9 protein-coding genes, 1 tRNA gene and 3 rRNA genes are annotated in these 18,348 nt (G+C 42.2%); 3 read left to right on the plus strand and 10 right to left on the minus strand.

The window, feature by feature from the left end; all coding sequences use genetic code 11:
- Nucleotides 1–142: 142 nt before the first annotated feature.
- The 3 genes from ssb to HUU81_RS14820 all read right to left on the minus strand — a co-directional run bounded on the left by ssb (nt 143) and on the right by HUU81_RS14820 (nt 2,715).
- Entirely contained in the window at nt 143–799 is a 657-nt protein-coding gene (gene ssb / locus HUU81_RS14810; RefSeq protein WP_199609693.1) for a single-stranded DNA-binding protein, read from the minus strand.
- A gap of 18 nt (nt 800–817) precedes the next feature.
- Nucleotides 818–2,188 (minus strand): MFS transporter, encoded by a 1,371-nt coding sequence (locus HUU81_RS14815; protein WP_199609694.1) that lies wholly within the window; start codon nt 2,186–2,188, stop codon nt 818–820.
- Between the two features lie 77 nt (nt 2,189–2,265).
- Nucleotides 2,266–2,715, minus strand: a complete 450-nt coding sequence (locus tag HUU81_RS14820; protein WP_199609695.1) for a tellurite resistance TerB family protein — start codon at nt 2,713–2,715, stop codon at nt 2,266–2,268.
- 229 nt (nt 2,716–2,944) lie between these two features.
- Between HUU81_RS14820 and uvrA the strand changes: the two genes are divergently transcribed.
- Entirely contained in the window at nt 2,945–5,770 is a 2,826-nt protein-coding gene (gene uvrA, locus HUU81_RS14825) for an excinuclease ABC subunit UvrA (protein ID WP_199609696.1), read from the plus strand.
- 47 nt (nt 5,771–5,817) lie between these two features.
- Here the strand turns inward: uvrA and HUU81_RS14830 are convergent, their stop codons facing one another.
- From HUU81_RS14830 to HUU81_RS14860, 7 genes are all read right to left on the minus strand, one after another.
- On the minus strand, nt 5,818–6,438 hold the full coding sequence (locus HUU81_RS14830) for a hypothetical protein (protein WP_199609697.1): 621 nt from the start codon (nt 6,436–6,438) through the stop codon (nt 5,818–5,820).
- Nucleotides 6,439–6,444: 6 nt separating this feature from the next.
- Nucleotides 6,445–6,840 (minus strand): acyl-CoA thioesterase, encoded by a 396-nt coding sequence (locus tag HUU81_RS14835; protein ID WP_199609698.1) that lies wholly within the window; start codon nt 6,838–6,840, stop codon nt 6,445–6,447.
- Nucleotides 6,841–7,433: 593 nt separating this feature from the next.
- Nucleotides 7,434–7,548, minus strand: a 5S ribosomal RNA gene (gene rrf, locus HUU81_RS14840).
- A gap of 228 nt (nt 7,549–7,776) precedes the next feature.
- Nucleotides 7,777–10,657: ribosomal RNA gene (locus HUU81_RS14845) — 23S ribosomal RNA — on the minus strand.
- A gap of 297 nt (nt 10,658–10,954) precedes the next feature.
- A tRNA-Ala gene (locus tag HUU81_RS14850) sits at nt 10,955–11,030 on the minus strand.
- 94 nt (nt 11,031–11,124) lie between these two features.
- Nucleotides 11,125–12,664 (minus strand): 16S ribosomal RNA (locus HUU81_RS14855).
- Together the 16S, 23S and 5S rRNA genes with 1 tRNA gene alongside form the textbook arrangement of a ribosomal RNA operon.
- Nucleotides 12,665–13,449: 785 nt before the next feature.
- Nucleotides 13,450–15,945, minus strand: coding sequence for a S8 family serine peptidase (locus HUU81_RS14860; RefSeq protein ID WP_199609699.1), 2,496 nt, complete (start codon nt 15,943–15,945; stop codon nt 13,450–13,452).
- Nucleotides 15,946–16,387: 442 nt separating this feature from the next.
- Here HUU81_RS14860 and HUU81_RS14865 point away from each other — a divergent pair, with 442 nt between their 5' ends.
- Both HUU81_RS14865 and HUU81_RS14870 read left to right on the plus strand, forming a co-directional pair.
- Complete coding sequence (locus tag HUU81_RS14865) at nt 16,388–16,864, plus strand: curlin subunit CsgB (RefSeq protein ID WP_199609700.1); 477 nt, start codon at nt 16,388–16,390, stop codon at nt 16,862–16,864.
- 26 nt (nt 16,865–16,890) lie between these two features.
- Nucleotides 16,891–18,318, plus strand: a complete 1,428-nt coding sequence (locus HUU81_RS14870; protein ID WP_199609701.1) for an autotransporter outer membrane beta-barrel domain-containing protein — start codon at nt 16,891–16,893, stop codon at nt 18,316–18,318.
- The last annotated feature ends 30 nt before the right edge of the window (nt 18,319–18,348 follow it).

Raw genomic sequence — 18,348 nt, forward strand, 5'->3', positions numbered from 1 at the left:
GAATGTGAGCAAAGTTCCTTAAGAAAAGTGTCCTGATTTAGTCTCGTAGAACAAGTCAACATTCATTTTCTAATAAAACTAAAAAAGCCGCTTAACAGCGGCTTTCGAAATTTTTTTTCAACATTTTTATTTTTGTCTTAGGTCAAAACGGAATATCATCATCAAAGTCAATCTTAGGCTCAGCTTGCTTCACCGCTGGCTGCTGTTGTTGTGCAGGCTGTTGCTGAAAGCCACCTTGACTTTGTTGTTGTGGCTGGAATCCACCAGAATTGTGTTGCTGGGCAGGCTGTTGCTGAAAGCCACCTTGATTTTGCTGTTGTGGCTGGAAGCCTTGGTTTTGTTGTTGAGGCTGAAAACCCTGATTCATTGGCGCAGCTGCTTGTTGTTGCTGTGGTTTAAAACCACCTTGTTGAGGCTGTTGCGTATAACCACCAGATTGACCAGCATTATCGCCACGACCACCTAACATTTGCATTTGGCCGCCCATATCAACAACCACTTCTGTTGTGTACTTATCTTGACCTTGTTGGTCTTGCCACTTACGGGTTTGTAATTTGCCTTCAAAATATGCTTGAGAACCTTTCTTTAGGTATTCACCTGCAATTTCAGCCAGCTTGCCAAAAATAACAATGCGGTGCCATTCTGTTTTCTCTTGCATTTGTCCTGTGTTTTTATCTTTCCAGCTTTCGTTTGTTGCTAAACTGATATTTGCAACGGCATTACCATTAGGCATATACCTTACTTCAGGATCTTGGCCTAACGTACCAATTAAGATTACTTTATTTACACCACGTGCCATTTTCTTTCTCCAATAACTTTAACTTACTGACGCGACTAAACTTCTAGCCGCTTCAATATCAAATTCTTTATCAATTACTTTTAAATACGTTCTATTTTCTTCAACGACCACTGTAGCTTCTATTACGCCAGCTAATTCGGTAAGACGGCTCGCCAGTACTTCTGCGGTTGGGTTGTCGTTAAGTTGTGTTGCGATAGAGACTAATTTAGAACGCTGCGGAATTTGCATTCCATTTGTAATGAATAACCATAATAAACCAATTACAGCTGCCACCGCAAAGACAATTTCTAGCTGATTTGTTTGCGCTATCATACCACCTAATAAGCCACCTAAAAATGCACCGAAGAACTGACTTGATGAAAATATTCCCATTGCGGAGCCTTTCTGACCCGCAGGCGCTAAACGTGAAATAAGAGCTGGTAAGGAAGCCTCTAAATAATTAAAACCGACGAAGAAAAGCAGTACCCACAGCACAACAACTGTAAGCGATTGATGCGCAAAGTATAGTCCTAATAAACTGACTATAATCATCATAATCGCGAGTTTAAATACTTGTTTTTCTTTATTGCGTTTTGCTGCAAAAATAATCATTGGCACCATTAGCAAAAATGATCCTAACAATACGGGGAAGTACATTTTCCAATGGCTAGTAACCGTAAAGTCAAAACTGACGAGCATGGTAGGCAGTACAACAAAAATGCATGTAAGCATGAGGTGTAACAACATCACGCCGAGATCCAGCCGCAATAATTGCGGATGCTTTATTAAGGAAGACAATAAGTGTGGGATAGCCACGGTTTCACCTTTCGGGGCTCGATTAACCGCAGTTGGTACAAATAGTGTAACGATAGCTATACCCGATAACGCAAATACCGCAGTAAGCCAAAATAATCCAGCCAAACCAAAAGCATCAGCCAATAGTGGCCCTAATACCATGGCGATGGCAAAAGATATACCGATACTCATGCCTATTACAGCCATGACTTTTGGTCTTTGCTCGTCGCGTGTTAAATCAGCAGCTAACGCTAGTGTGGCACTTGCAATTGCTCCCATCCCTTGAATAATACGTCCAACGGTAACGCCATAAACTGAATCTGACAAAGCCGCGATAACACTACCTGCTGCAAACATGAGTAATCCAGCAATAATAACGCGGTGGCGGCCAAATCGATCACTTAACATGCCCATTGGAATTTGAAGTAAGGCTTGAGTTAGCCCATAAGCACCTATTGCTAACCCTATCCACAACGGCGAGTAGCCTTCCAATTCTTGCCCATATATTGCAATTACAGGCATTAACATAAATAGCCCAAGCATCCGCATAGTAAATACAGATGCGAGCGAAACCGCTGTTCTTTTCTCTAAAGAGTTTAAACCAGATATAGACATGAAATAATTAGATAGTTAGAAGTGAATACCAATAAAAAACTGCGGCAGTGTACCACAACTGAAAAAATGATTTCAGCTTATTTATTACACTGCTCGCTAACATGATGTTTGGTTTGTAAAAACTCACTATGCCTAACGTGTAATAAGTCTGCTACACGACGAATTAAATGTTCTTCATGTGGATCTAAATGCCCGTCAGCGTAAGCAACTTGCCACATAAGCTTTGTGAGCTCGACTTTTTCTGCATGACTGTAATGATCATTAATCTCACGTGTAAACTGATAATAATCTGTCGCTGTGTCAGCGGTATTTTCGGCCTGCTCACAAATAATGTTTAGCTCTTCGTGACTTAAGTTGAATCGCTTTTGCAATAACTCTTTAAGTACCCGCTCTTCTGTTACTTGCTTATCATCGTCTGCTTTCGCAACTTCAAACAATAATGCCGCAGCTGCTAGTTCTCTTCTATGTTTAGGTTCAGGTTGGGTGTTTTCTTTGCCTACTAATAACTGTTTAAGTGCATTTAACACATATTCACCTTTTCAATTATGGTTTGAATTACGCTGATATATTTAAATATACGTTGCTATGCAAATAAAGTAACCAGCGTATTGTTTCTAATTGTTATTTTATTCGCACGTTTTACAGCTTTGTTTAAGTGAATAATCAAAGTAGTACAGGTATAACATTAAGTTATGTCGACCTTTGTGCGACTTATGTGCCATAATTCTTCTTTTACTTTCAGGTAATCGTTGCACAATGGATAAGATTGAAGTTAGAGGCGCCAGAACCCATAATCTCAAAAATATTAATTTAGAAATTCCTCGCGACAAACTCATTGTTATTACAGGACTCTCCGGTTCAGGCAAATCTTCTTTAGCGTTCGATACTTTATATGCTGAAGGCCAGCGCCGATACGTTGAATCGCTTTCTTCATACGCTCGTCAATTTTTATCATTAATGGAAAAACCCGACGTTGATCATATTGAAGGTTTATCCCCTGCAATCTCTATTGAGCAAAAATCAACATCACATAATCCACGCTCAACAGTTGGCACTATTACCGAAATTTATGATTATTTAAGACTCCTCTTTGCACGTGTTGGCGAACCTCGGTGTCCAACTCATCAGGAACCACTGGCAGCACAAACCGTTAGCCAAATGGTAGATAAAGTATTGGCGCAAGAACAAGGTGCCAAAATCATGGTGCTAGCGCCGGTTGTGCAAGAACGTAAAGGTGAGCATTTAAAAACACTAGAAAACTTAGCTGCCCAAGGTTTTATCCGCGCAAGGATTGACGGCAATGTATGTGATTTGTCTGATCCCCCTGAGCTTGAGCTACACAAAAAGCACACGATAGAAGTTGTTGTGGATCGCTTAAAAGTCAGAGATGACATACAGCAGCGTTTGGCTGAATCATTTGAAACCGCGTTAGAGTTGTCAGGCGGTACGGCAAAAGTTGCATGGATGGAAGAAGATAAGTCTGAAATGCTATTTTCAGCTAATTTTGCTTGTCCGTTATGTGGCTATAGTATGACAGAGCTAGAGCCGCGTTTATTTAGCTTTAACAACCCAGCAGGTGCCTGCCAAAGTTGTGACGGCTTAGGTGAAAAGCAGTTTTTTGATCCTGACAGAGTTATTAGTAACCATGAATTAAGTTTGTCTGGCGGAGCCATTCGAGGATGGGATAAACGCAATTTCTATTATTTTCAAATGCTCACAGCATTAGCGGAACATTATGGCTTCGACCTAAATACGCCTTTCAATGAATTAGCAGCAGAACATCAAAAGGTAGTGCTAGAAGGAAGTGGACGAACCGATATTGAATTCAAATATATGAATGATCGCGGTGACGTGGTACAGCGTAAACACCCTTTTGAAGGGATATTACCTAATATGTCGCGTCGCTATCGAGAAACAGAATCTAACGCGGTGCGTGATGAGTTATCAAAATATATTAGCCATCAATCATGTCCAAGCTGTGACGGTAGTCGACTGCGTGAAGAAGCAAGAAATGTATTTGTAGAAAACAGTAAAATCAGTGATATTACCTACATGTCCATTGGCGACTCGTTAAGTTTCTTTGAACAATTAAACTTAGTAGGCCAAAAGGCTCAAATTGCTGAAAAAATTCTTAAAGAAATTCAAGATCGACTTACCTTTTTGGTGAATGTAGGGCTTAATTACTTAACCTTGTCACGCAACGCAAATACCTTATCAGGTGGCGAAGCTCAACGCATACGACTTGCTAGCCAAATTGGTGCTGGTCTTGTAGGAGTGATGTACGTACTAGACGAACCGTCCATTGGCTTGCATCAACGGGACAATGACCGCTTACTTGGCACATTAACGCACCTTAAAGAGTTAGGGAATACTGTTATTGTTGTTGAGCACGATGAAGATGCAATAAAAATGGCTGACCACGTTATTGATATTGGTCCAGGTGCTGGCGTACACGGTGGCCATGTTATTGCTCAAGGCACGGTTGACGACATAAAAGCAGAGCCAAAATCATTAACGGGGCAGTATCTTTCAGGTACCAAAGAAATTGCAGTACCAAAAATACGCCACGAACCTCAAGATGACAAGTGGTTAGCACTAAACGGTGCAACGGGAAATAACCTCAAAAATGTCAGTATCAAACTACCTATAGGACTAATTACCTGTATTACGGGTGTATCAGGTTCAGGCAAGTCTACCTTAATTAATGACACTTTATATCGTGTTGCCCACAGAGAACTAAACGGTGCTATGAGCGAAGAGCCAGCGCCATATGAAAGCGTGGATGGCATGGATCAGCTAGATAAAGTAATTGATATTGACCAAAGTCCAATTGGGCGTACGCCTCGCTCTAACCCTGCAACTTACACAGGTATATTTACTGCCATTCGTGACTTATTTGCAGGCACACAAGAAGCGCGTTCACGTGGCTACAAACCAGGGCGATTCAGCTTTAACGTTAAAGGCGGTCGATGTGAAGCATGCCAAGGTGATGGCATGATAAAGGTTGAAATGCACTTTTTACCCGACGTGTATGTACCTTGCGATGTATGTAAAGGAAAGCGCTATAATCGAGAAACGTTGGAAGTACAATATAAACAAAAGAATATTCATCAAGTACTCGACATGACTGTTGAAGATGCACGTGAGTTCTTTGAAGCGATTCCTGCAATATCTAGAAAACTTCAAACATTAATGGACGTGGGCTTGTCTTATATTCGACTTGGACAATCTGCTACCACCTTATCTGGTGGTGAGGCTCAGCGTGTAAAGCTCGCTAAAGAGTTATCGAAAAGAGATACAGGTAAAACACTTTATATTTTAGATGAACCAACCACAGGGCTTCATTTTTACGATATTCAACAGCTGCTTAATGTTATTCATCGCCTACGCGATCATGGTAATACTATTATCATTATCGAACATAACTTGGATGTCATTAAAACTGCGGATTGGATTGTCGATCTTGGCCCAGAAGGCGGTTCTGGTGGTGGTGAAATACTGGTAGAAGGTAAGCCAGAAGATATCGTTAAAAACCAACGTTCACACACCGCAAAATACTTAAAACCGTTACTCACGGCCTAATATAAAATGTAAAAAGGAGGCTTAATGCCTCCTTTCATCAAAGTATGTTAATTCAAGTCACGAACAAAATGTTCGTTATCAATCTGCCTAAAGCCTACAGCCTTTAAAAACTTCTTGTGTTCGCCATGAGTCGACTGAACTTTCAAATTAGTAATACCTAACCCTTTAAGTAGATCTAACCGTGATTCAAATAAAAATTCAGTATTTTTACGATCTCTTACATCAGGCGTAGCATAATCAATTAAAACCTCTGCTTGACCATCTTTTGCTTCAGTTAGCATAAAAAGTCCTACAGGTTTTAAGTTTCTCATGATGACAATTGTTGGCATAACTAGCCAACTCTTATCAAACTTAGGAAAAAAAGACTTTATATCTTCATAGTGTGAGTCCACCATAATTTCAACAAGTGGCCCTTTACCTGAGGCGTAATATAAAGTGTCGAACTGATCTTTAAAGCGATACATTTTCTGTAAAAAATAAACATTAGTTAAGGCAATCCAAGCATTTAAAATCATCACTGGATACGCTTCAATTAACCCGCCGTATACAGAAAAAATTGAAGCACCAAATAAATTAATCCAACGCAATTTCTTAATGTTGGACATCATTAACGATACAGCGATTAATACTGAGCCTACATAACCTACAATTTCTAACCAATCAAACATCTACTACTACTCTTGATATATGTGTTTATTAAGTTCAATTTTTATACTCTCAGAAATAGGCATCGCCTTTTTATCAGAGTAATTAAAATTCACCATGACGGTTGTACCTGAAACACATTTTTCTCCATGCTGCCAAGCTTCTTGATAAACATCAAAAGAAGCTCCGCCAACACGTGAAATGTATGTTCTCAGTTCAATTTCTTGCCCATAAAACAGCTCAGCATGAAATGTAACATCATACTTAGCGATAATTAACTGCCACTTGTTAAGATCTAAATCAGGCGTGAACAGTTTAAATACTGCATCACGAGCCCCTTCAAACCAAACAGGTAACATTGTGTTATTGATATGACCTAGTGCATCTGTGTCACTGAACCTAGGTTGAATTATTTCACTGAACATATTGTTATTCTTCTTAAATAGTATAAATAATTACTTGCAGTGTACCGCGGCTTCAAAAGATGAGAAATAAAAAATTAATCGATGATAGTTAGGCTCTTTATATTAGCAAGTATTCTTGAGCTATTTAGTGATGCAAGTCATTGCATGCCTACCTATTAATACAGATGCCCAATTTCACTCTAAGCGCACTAGTAAGCATTAGCCTATTCTTAGATCAGTACCGAACTACACCCAGCCTCTTAACTGTATCTGAACGATTAACCCCATCATTCAATGCAAATGTAAGCACTTGTTTAGTAACTGCTAATATTATCGATAGTTAATTATCCTAGATATACACACTATCCTAGCTACCTTGTAGCGCATTGAGCAATTTATTCCTAAATACCTATTCCTAAATATATACAGCTTAGTACTGAGCGCTCAATACGCATTTATAAGTACATATTTGCTAAGTACTGGCGCCTAAATAGCGAGTCTTTAACGCTAAATGCTAAATGAGGCATGCCACTTACTGAATGCTAAATACTAAATTACAAACCCCACATAGCAAAAAACCCGCTCACAGTGTGAACGGGTTTCTTTAATAGGGAGCCTGGCGATGTGCTACTCTCACATGGGATCTCCCACACTACCATCGCCGCTGTTGCGTTTCACTTCTGAGTTCGAAATGGAGTCAGGTGGTTCCACAACGCTATTGTCACCAGGCAAAATTTTGTTTGGAACAAAATTTAACGCACTTTAGTGCGGCCCGTTAGGGTCAACTACATGGATGTAGTTGATAAATTCATCCCACAATACTGGAAAAGCAAGGCCTCAATGAATAGAGGTCATACTGGAAATTGTTATAACAATTCCAGTGATAATTAAATCAGTGTCACTCAATTGATGTCTATCAATCAATCTCGTTAGCGCTTCACACAACTTTGGTGTTGTATGGTTAAGCCTCACGGGCAATTAGTACAAGTTAGCTTAACGCCTCACAGCGCTTCCACACCTTGCCTATCAACGTTGTAGTCTTCAACAACCCTTTAGAGAACTTAAAGTTCTAGGGATGACTCATCTCGAGGCTCGCTTCCCGCTTAGATGCTTTCAGCGGTTATCGATTCCGAACATAGCTACCGGGCAATGCCACTGGCGTGACAACCCGAACACCAGAGGTTCGTCCACTCCGGTCCTCTCGTACTAGGAGCAGCCCCTCTCAATCATCCAACGCCCACGGCAGATAGGGACCGAACTGTCTCACGACGTTCTAAACCCAGCTCGCGTACCACTTTAAATGGCGAACAGCCATACCCTTGGGACCGACTTCAGCCCCAGGATGTGATGAGCCGACATCGAGGTGCCAAACACCGCCGTCGATATGAACTCTTGGGCGGTATCAGCCTGTTATCCCCGGAGTACCTTTTATCCGTTGAGCGATGGCCCTTCCATTCAGAACCACCGGATCACTATGACCTACTTTCGTACCTGCTCGACGTGTCTGTCTCGCAGTTAAGCTGGCTTCTACCATTACACTAACCGTACGATGTCCGACCGTACTTAGCCAACCTTCGTGCTCCTCCGTTACTCTTTGGGAGGAGACCGCCCCAGTCAAACTACCCACCAGACACTGTCCACACTCCAGATAATGGAGCAATGTTAGAACATCAAACATACAAGGGTGGTATTTCAAGATTGGCTCCACCATATCTGGCGACATGGTTTCAAAGCCTCCCACCTATCCTACACATGTAGGCTCAATGTTCAGTGTCAAGCTGTAGTAAAGGTTCACGGGGTCTTTCCGTCTAGCCGCGGGTACACTGCATCTTCACAGCGATTTCAATTTCACTGAGTCTCGGGTGGACAGCGTGGCCATCATTACACCATTCGTGCAGGTCGGAACTTACCCGACAAGGAATTTCGCTACCTTAGGACCGTTATAGTTACGGCCGCCGTTTACCGGGGCTTCGATCATGAGCTTCGCTTACGCTAACCCAATCAATTAACCTTCCGGCACCGGGCAGGTGTCACACCGTATACGTCATCTTTCGATTTAGCACAGTGCTGTGTTTTTAATAAACAGTTGCAGCCACCAATTTTCTGCGACCGCCGTCAGCTTATGGAGCAAGTCCAATCACCGACAGCGGCGTACCTTCTCCCGAAGTTACGGTACCATTTTGCCTAGTTCCTTCACCCGAGTTCTCTCAAGCGCCTGAGTATTCTCTACCTGACCACCTGTGTCGGTTTGGGGTACGATTCGTTATTATCTGAAGCTTAGAAGCTTTTCCTGGAAGCAGGGCATCAATGACTTCCACTCCGTAGAGTGTCGTCTCGTGTCTCAGCCTAGTGTCAGTCCGGATTTACCTAAACCGACAGCCTACTCACTTTCACGTGGACAACCAACGCCACGCTCACCTACTTCTCCGTCCCTCCGTCGCAATAATAACAAGTACAGGAATATTAACCTGTTTCCCATCGACTACGCCTCTCGGCCTCGCCTTAGGGGTCGACTCACCCTACCCTGATTAACATGGGATAGGAACCCTTGGTCTTCCGGCGTGGGGGTTTTTCACCCCCATTATCGTTACTCATGTCAGCATTCGCACTTCTGATACGTCCAGCAAGCCTTACGACTCACCTTCAACCGCTTACAGAACGCTCCCCTACCACTCACCTAAAAGGTGAATCCGCAGCTTCGGTGGCATGTTTAGCCCCGTTACATCTTCCGCGCAGACCGACTCGACCAGTGAGCTATTACGCTTTCTTTAAAGGATGGCTGCTTCTAAGCCAACCTCCTGGCTGTCTGAGCCTTTCCACATCGTTTCCCACTTAACATACACTTTGGGACCTTAGCTGGCGGTCTGGGTTGTTTCCCTCTTCACGACGGACGTTAGCACCCGCCGTGTGTCTCCCGAGTATCACTTTACGGTATTCGGAGTTTGCATGGGGTTGGTAAGTCGGGATGACCCCCTAGCCCAAACAGTGCTCTACCCCCGTAAGTGTCCGCTCGAGGCACTACCTAAATAGTTTTCGGGGAGAACCAGCTATCTCCCGGTTTGATTAGCCTTTCACTCCTAGCCACAGGTCATCCCCTAACTTTTCAACGTTAGTGGGTTCGGTCCTCCAGTGCATGTTACTGCACCTTCAACCTGCCCATGGCTAGATCACCGGGTTTCGGGTCTATACCTTGCAACTCGACGCCCAGTTAAGACTCGGTTTCCCTACGGCTCCCCTAATCGGTTAACCTTGCTACAAAATATAAGTCGCTGACCCATTATACAAAAGGTACGCAGTCACCGAACAAGTCGGCTCCCACTGCTTGTACGTACACGGTTTCAGGTTCTATTTCACTCCCCTCACAGGGGTTCTTTTCGCCTTTCCCTCACGGTACTGGTTCACTATCGGTCAATTGGGAGTATTTAGCCTTGGAGGATGGTCCCCCCATATTCAGTCAAGATATCACGTGTCCCGACCTACTCGATTTCACAACAAATTCGTCTTCGTGTACGGGGCTATCACCCTGTATCGCTGTGCTTTCCAGCACATTCCACTGACTTGTAAGCTGCTTAAGGGCTAATTCGCGTTCGCTCGCCGCTACTAGCGAAATCTCGGTTGATTTCTTTTCCTCCGGGTACTTAGATGTTTCAGTTCTCCGGGTTTGCCTCTTATAGCTATGTATTCACTATAAGATACCTGCAAGCAGGTGGGTTTCCCCATTCGGAAATCGTGGTCTATAACGGTTTTTATCACCTTAACCACGCTTATCGCAGATTAACACGTCCTTCATCGCCTCCAATTGCCTAGGCATCCACCGTGTACGCTTAGTCACTTAACCATACAACCCAAAATTGTTTGACCAACTTTGTGTTAGTATGCGCTAGTTTTGTCCAAAGATGGACAATGTCGTTATGATTAATAACGACGCTCTATGAGTAATTGATTGATAATCGCAATTGCGACACCACCAAATAGAGTGACATTTACGTCATTAGCGTATGAATCAACAGTTGCCTGTTGCTCAGTTATTCATACGCTGGATTTAATTATCAGCTTTTCCACATTGTTAAAGAGCAGTTTTGAGCAGAAGCTCAAAAGTAAAGATTCTTGGTAAGAACATTTAGTTTTGAGTTATTGGTGGAGCTAAGCAGGATCGAACTGCTGACCTCCTGCGTGCAAGGCAGGCGCTCTCCCAGCTGAGCTATAGCCCCAATATACAAGCACCGTTAGGTGTGTTGTTCTTTGCTCTGACTTTGTAATCTAATCATCTGTGTGAACACTCGACAATAGCGTCGAATCTTTTGGTAAGGAGGTGATCCAGCCCCAGGTTCCCCTAGGGCTACCTTGTTACGACTTCACCCCAGTCATGAATCACTCCGTGGTGATCGCCCTCCCGAAGGTTAGGCTAACCACTTCTGGAGCAACCCATCCCATGGTGTGACGGGCGGTGTGTACAAGGCCCGGGAACGTATTCACCGTAGCATTCTGATCTACGATTACTAGCGATTCCGACTTCATGGAGTCGAGTTGCAGACTCCAATCCGGACTACGATAGACTTTATGGGATTCGCTCCACCTCGCGGTCTTGCTGCCCTTTGTATCTACCATTGTAGCACGTGTGTAGCCCATCCCGTAAGGGCCATGATGACTTGACGTCGTCCCCACCTTCCTCCGGTTTATCACCGGCAGTCTCCTTAGAGTTCTCAGCATTACCTGCTAGCAACTAAGGATAGGGGTTGCGCTCGTTGCGGGACTTAACCCAACATCTCACAACACGAGCTGACGACAGCCATGCAGCACCTGTCTCAGAGTTCCCGAAGGCACCAAACTATCTCTAGTAAGTTCTCTGGATGTCAAGGGATGGTAAGGTTCTTCGCGTTGCATCGAATTAAACCACATGCTCCACCGCTTGTGCGGGCCCCCGTCAATTCATTTGAGTTTTAACCTTGCGGCCGTACTCCCCAGGCGGTCTACTTAATGCGTTAGCTGCGCAAAACAGTTCTTGACGAACCGAGCTGCTAGTAGACATCGTTTACGGCGTGGACTACCAGGGTATCTAATCCTGTTTGCTCCCCACGCTTTCGCACATGAGCGTCAGTATCGAGCCAGAAAGCTGCCTTCGCCATCGGTATTCCTTCAGATCTCTACGCATTTCACCGCTACACCTGAAATTCTACTTTCCTCTCTCGTACTCTAGTTAACCAGTTTCAAATGCAGTTCCCGGGTTGAGCCCGGGGCTTTCACATCTGACTTAATTAACCGCCTGCGTGCCCTTTACGCCCAGTAATTCCGATTAACGCTCGCACCCTCCGTATTACCGCGGCTGCTGGCACGGAGTTAGCCGGTGCTTCTTCTGCGAGTAACGTCACAGCTGACAGCTATTAACTGACAACCTTTCCTCCTCGCTGAAAGTGCTTTACAACCCGAAGGCCTTCTTCACACACGCGGCATGGCTGGATCAGGCTTGCGCCCATTGTCCAATATTCCCCACTGCTGCCTCCCGTAGGAGTCTGGACCGTGTCTCAGTTCCAGTGTGGCTGATCATCCTCTCAGACCAGCTAGGGATCGTTGCCTTGGTGAGCCATTACCTCACCAACAAGCTAATCCCACTTGGGCTAATCTTAAGGCGTGAGGCCCGAAGGTCCCCCACTTTGGTCCGTAGACATTATGCGGTATTAGCAGTCGTTTCCAACTGTTGTCCCCCACCTTAAGGCATATACCCAAGCATTACTCACCCGTCCGCCGCTCGTCATCTTCTAGCAAGCTAGAAATGTTACCGCTCGACTTGCATGTGTTAGGCCTGCCGCCAGCGTTCAATCTGAGCCATGATCAAACTCTTCAATTAAAAGTTTTGTTGAAACCGAAGTTTCAGCTCAATGAATTCTGTATATATTGACTGTTGAGTCACTCTACAAAACTATTGAGATTTAAATATCGTATTGAGCCGAAGCTCTTAGATTCTAATCTCTATTGTGAGTGCTCACACAGATGATTGATTACAAATTGTTAAAGAACAGTGCTTGGTGCTGGTTGGTAACTTGTTACCGTTTAGCTCGAAGCGGGATGCGCATTCTACGCTTTCCGTTTTCAAAGTCAAGCAGTTAATCTAATTTATTTTTTGAAAAGTTTTTTTAAAACTTCACTCTTTCAAATTCGATTAACTGGTTAACCTTGACACCTAATTTAACGTTTGAACTTAGTGCTTGTTAAACCGTTTGGTTTGGCTGATGTTGCTTGCTTCCCCGTTGGTGTGGAGGCGCATTATAGGGAGATTTAAAAACAGCGCAAGTACTTTTTTATCTTTTTTGTTTGTTCGGTTGTTTGTTAACCACAACAGCGTTTAAGTCATTGATTTAATGCTCTGCAACTATTGCCCTTGAGGCTACCCTCTGAGGTTTTAATAACGCAATTTTCCTAAAGCTTATTACTAGCTCTCTAGTGAGATTAGAACGATATATTATTTAGATTAGACAAAGTTCAACAGTATATGGGTTGAAATCAATTTAAGGCTGTAGTTCAGTTAATATCGCTTCATATACCTGCATAAATTAAGTCGCCAACTTAAATTGAATTAAATTGGCGACTTATGGGTTCTACTAATACATGTTTATGTCAAAGTAGTAATCGGTATTAAAAGTTAACCGTTACTTCTTCTGAACATGCACCTGAAGATTCACATACTTTATATACGAAAGTATTTTCAGTTACACGACGTTCGCGATCACGGTAGATGCCATTGTTTTCAACCGTATCAATTTTCTCGCCGTTACGGTAAATATCAACCATATCTGCAGATGAGCCAGCCCAAACGATATCAACACGCATTCTACCTAAGCGCGTTTTATAAGCACGTTTTACATCTAACTCAATCACAACATCAGTTACTGTAACCATCATAACTTTAGTATCTGACTGACCTTCAGCATCAGTTACAGTTAATGCAACTTCATAACTACCAGCTTGAGCATAAGTATGAACAGGGTTCATATCAGATGATGAAGCACCATCACCGAAGTCCCAAGCCCATGTAGTAATATCGTTGTTATTATCTGTACTTGCATCTGTGAAAGTAGCTTGTAGGCCATCAACTTCCGCTGTGAAGTCAGCTTCAGGTGCAGCAGGAAGTACCTCACCAACACCAGTCACCGTTAGTGCCCAATTATTTAAACTACCAGTATCTTGACCTGCATGGTCAGACACATGCAGCGTCCAATCACCAGCAGCAGACTCACCATTAAATGCGGCAGAAGCAAAGCTCTGATCAATGTTGTCATCACTACCGCCAGCATTTGAATGTAGTGTAGCTGTTGTTCCAGCTGGAGATGTTAATGTAACAACAAGGTCACCAATCCATGTATGAGTAATGTTTACGTACGTACTTGAACCAAATACAGTAATATCATCAGGGATAGAAATTACAGAAGTAATGCCTTCTGGAGTATTATCCGGAATATCTACAGGTGTATTGTTAGCATAAGTAAAGTCTGTAAGGCCTTGTGGATATACATATAAACCTACTGTCTTTTCTTTAACTAATTCACCACTTGTTCCTGTTACAGTGAAGTCATAGCTACCCCACTGAGTTTCACTAGTAGTATCTACTGTCAAAGTAAATGTATCACCAGGAGATACAGTAGTATCAGATAATGTTGCAGTTTCTAAAGATGCATCTAATGAAAGTGTAACATCACCATTCCACTCTGCAATCGAGCCAACTTCGAATGTATAAACTGCTGATTCACCTGCAATAACTGTTGTGTTAACTGGTGTTACACTGAACTTAAAGCCAGGAGTTGGATCAGCAGCATCTAATGCATTGTTTACATTTAAACGCTTACCTGAAACCGTAGTGCCATTCATCGCAGCATTATCGTCACCGCTAGTCATTAGAATATCTTTTAATTCTAAATGCGTTAAATCAGGGTTAACTGAAAGAACTAGAGCAGCTGCACCAGCTACGTGAGGAGTAGCCATTGATGTCCCAGAGAATGAGTCATAACCGCCACCTGGTACAGTTGATAATATTGAGCTACCTGGTGCACCTAAATCGGTACTAGTTAGTCCATAGTTAGAAAAAGAAGACATTGAATCAGTGTGTGTTGTACTAGCAACTGAAAGCACACCTTCATTCTCATAACTAGATGGATAGTGTGGGCTAGAATCATTGTCTACAGAGCTATTGCCAGCTGCAGCAATAAACAGGATATCAGCTGCTTCGTTAGCAGAAATTGCATCTTGCATTGCTTGGCTAGAACCACCGCCGCCCCAGCTATTATTTGTTAAACGTACATTAACACCACTGTTTTTCAACGTTACCATGTAGTTTAAACACTCGATCGCATCAGATGTTGAACCTGAACCAGCACCATCAAGGAATTTACAACCTATGATTGATACCTCGTGGTTAACACCAACTACACCTTCATTGTTATTGCCTACAGCACCAATGGTACCAGCAACGTGGGTACCATGGGCATTATCATCCATTGGGTCACCGCTACTATTAATAGCGTTGATACCATGGACATCATCGATATAGCCGTTACCGTCATTATCAAGACCGTCTCCTGCAATTTCACCTGGGTTGACCCACATGTTAGCAGCTAAGTCAGGATGGCTATAATCTACACCAGTATCAATAACTGCAACAATTACATCACTGCTACCAGTTGAAATTTCCCAAGCTTCAGGCGCATCTATATCAGCATCTGCAGTACCACCAGTCTGCCCTTCATTGTGCAAGCCCCATAGGCTGTCATAAGAAGGATCATTAGGAGTTACTTGCGCTTTAACAATATAATCAGGTTCAGCATATTTAACTGCTGGATGATTTTTCAGTTTTGCAATTGCGTCTTTTGCAGAAATGCCAGATAACTTATAATTAGCCATTCTGCCGCCGTTAATATTGCGGAACTTATCATCAATCTCATCTTTATTAAGATCAGAGATTTTACCAAGCACTAATTGTCTAGCTTCACGTTTTTGTAATGCTGATGCATTATCTTTATATACAACAATAATTGAATCTGATTTGAACGCTGGCTCTTTTGTATTTTCTATTTGGATAGAAGCCATCGCTAAAGAAGGCAATAAAGCCATCGATAATACTGATAATTTGGTTTTCATGTTTTGAATCCTAATTCAGACACTTTATATACCCAGATTTCTCTGGATACCCTATAGATTCTCCACATTTGAACATAACAACTACATTTTGGAATATAAGCAACCCGAACACTCTACTCAAAAAATAGTTAATAAAGCTAGTACTAAATTCAAAAATACGAATTATGGATTAATTACTGGATTAACAATCGCATAAAACCACCTTTTTATACTATCTAATCATCAATCTAACTAGCCATATGAGTAAACAGCTGCAAGTCATCACAAGTAATACCTTTTCATTAAAATATTACCAATACAAACGAGATTCACTCTCAATTAAAGCGCAATGCAATGATTTACATTGAAATTTTAAATATCACACTTTCTGGGGATATCTAAGAATAATCCAACTCTATAGAGTCATTTACGCAACTTGATATTTATTAGGTAGTAGTAATCAATGAAACCCATACACATAAATAGAACGCCCAAAAAAACCTTTAGCACCAGTCAAGCACTGGTTATTAAAGGGCTATTTTTTTGCCTTCTTTCTACTTGTATGATTTCACCTGCTGCTTCTAGTGATATCGATTTAAAGGACTCTCCACTTTCTTTGAGCCTTTCAACTACAGCGTCTATTACAAACCAACAACTTGTGATAACGCAGTACGGAATATATAACACAGCAACGGTTAACCAAGCAGCTAATGCGGCAAACTCAACCGATATTATGCAGCAAGGGATGTTTAATCAAGCTCATATTGTGCAAGACGGTCAAGGTAATATTGTCAATCTTGCACAGTATGGGGATCACAACCTTGGAACTGTCATTCAACAGGGCGATGCCAACATAGCGAATATAACTCAATTGGGCGAACAACAATTTACTGTTCACCAGTTAGGAAACTCAATGGTGGTCAATATTACTCAATATTGATGACAAAAAATTAGATGGAGCATACAGTGAAACTCAATAAATCTATATTAACTAGTGCTATCGCTATCGCGTTAGGTACAGCAAGTGTTGGCGTAAATGCAGAGTCAAGAGCAGGTGTTCAACTAGTTGAATCTGACATCATGACAAATGCAACTGGTAACGTTGTGATACTCTCTCAAAACGCCAATGGTGGTGTAGCCAGTAATGCTAAATTAAGCCAAAGCGGTGATTTAAACGGCTTGCAAGTTATCGTAATAGGCGAAGATAACATCACAGAAATAGAGCAAAATGGTGCAGATAATATTGCACTTGGAAAGATCACTGGTAACGTAAATACGTTGATAATTAATCAAGATGGCGACATGAACGAGTCTGACACGACTCTAACTGGTAGCGGAAACATCGTTGAATTAAGCATGTCAGGTTCTGGATTCCAAGGGCTGGGTAATCAAATAATTAATGACATTGAAGGTGATGACAATCTAATCATAGTTGAGCAGGATGGCGGTGGCCATTGGCTTTTTAACCGTGATATGAATGGTAACGATAATGAAATTTCAGCTGAACAAACTGGTGATTGGCAAGAAGCTCACTTTGAAAGTGTTCAGGGCGACTCAAATGAAATCGTATTAGAGCAAGATGGCTATTGGAACGTTACTCGTGTTACAAGCATCACTGGCAATAATAATGAGTTTGAAGCAGAACAAAGCGGTGACCGCAACGTTGCAAATATCTTTGAAATGAACGGCGATGAAAATAGCATTTCAATTGATCAAGAAGGCAATAATAACTGGGCTGGTTCTCCTATGTTAATGGGTAACGGTAACAGTATGGTTATGAATCAAGTTGGAGATTCAAACCATATTGATATTGATGCTGTTGGAGATGACAATGAACAGACAGTTAATCAAAATGGTGACTCTAACGCTGCATACTCTGGCGTCATGGGCGTAGGTAACGAATTCACTACTACTCAAATTGGAAGTGAAAACTCAAGCCACATCGCTAATTTTGACGGAAATATGAACGACATAGATGTTACTCAGACGGGCGACGGCAATACTTCAGTTGTTCAAAGCCAAGGGAATCCTTCTGATGGCAATGACATAGACATTATGCAAGATGGTGACTTTAATGACGCAGTTATTGGACTTGCATCTATTTTAGAAACTAGTCTTAACACTATCTCTCTTTCACAACTGGGTGATGACAACAGTGTTGATATGTTAGTGGAAGGTAATAATCATTCAATTAACATTAATCAATTTGGTAACGAGAATATGGTTACGGGTTACGATGGTAACTCTATGTTAGTTGGCGGAGATGGTATTTCGTTAACAATCTACCAAGATGGTAATGGAAATATTGTTGAAGGTAATATCATTAGTGGTGCAGGCTCTATTTTTGTTGACCAGGTTGGTGATTGGAACCACGCAACAATTGACCAGCAGTAAAAATAATTAATATTTTAAAGGGGCATTTGC

It is taken from the genome of Flocculibacter collagenilyticus (genome assembly GCF_016469335.1).
Lineage (GTDB): Bacteria > Pseudomonadota > Gammaproteobacteria > Enterobacterales > Alteromonadaceae > Flocculibacter > Flocculibacter collagenilyticus.

What these genes read in the sequence shown, in the direction of transcription:
- ssb (WP_199609693.1), bottom strand. Translation starts at nt 799, where the DNA reads ATGGCACGTGGTGTAAATAAAGTAATCTTAATTGGTACGTTAGGCCAA.
- HUU81_RS14815 (WP_199609694.1), bottom strand. Translation starts at nt 2,188, where the DNA reads ATGTCTATATCTGGTTTAAACTCTTTAGAGAAAAGAACAGCGGTTTCG.
- uvrA (WP_199609696.1), top strand. Translation starts at nt 2,945, where the DNA reads ATGGATAAGATTGAAGTTAGAGGCGCCAGAACCCATAATCTCAAAAAT.
- HUU81_RS14830 (WP_199609697.1), bottom strand. Translation starts at nt 6,438, where the DNA reads ATGTTTGATTGGTTAGAAATTGTAGGTTATGTAGGCTCAGTATTAATC.
- HUU81_RS14835 (WP_199609698.1), bottom strand. Translation starts at nt 6,840, where the DNA reads ATGTTCAGTGAAATAATTCAACCTAGGTTCAGTGACACAGATGCACTA.
- HUU81_RS14860 (WP_199609699.1), bottom strand. Translation starts at nt 15,945, where the DNA reads ATGAAAACCAAATTATCAGTATTATCGATGGCTTTATTGCCTTCTTTA.
- HUU81_RS14865 (WP_199609700.1), top strand. Translation starts at nt 16,388, where the DNA reads ATGAAACCCATACACATAAATAGAACGCCCAAAAAAACCTTTAGCACC.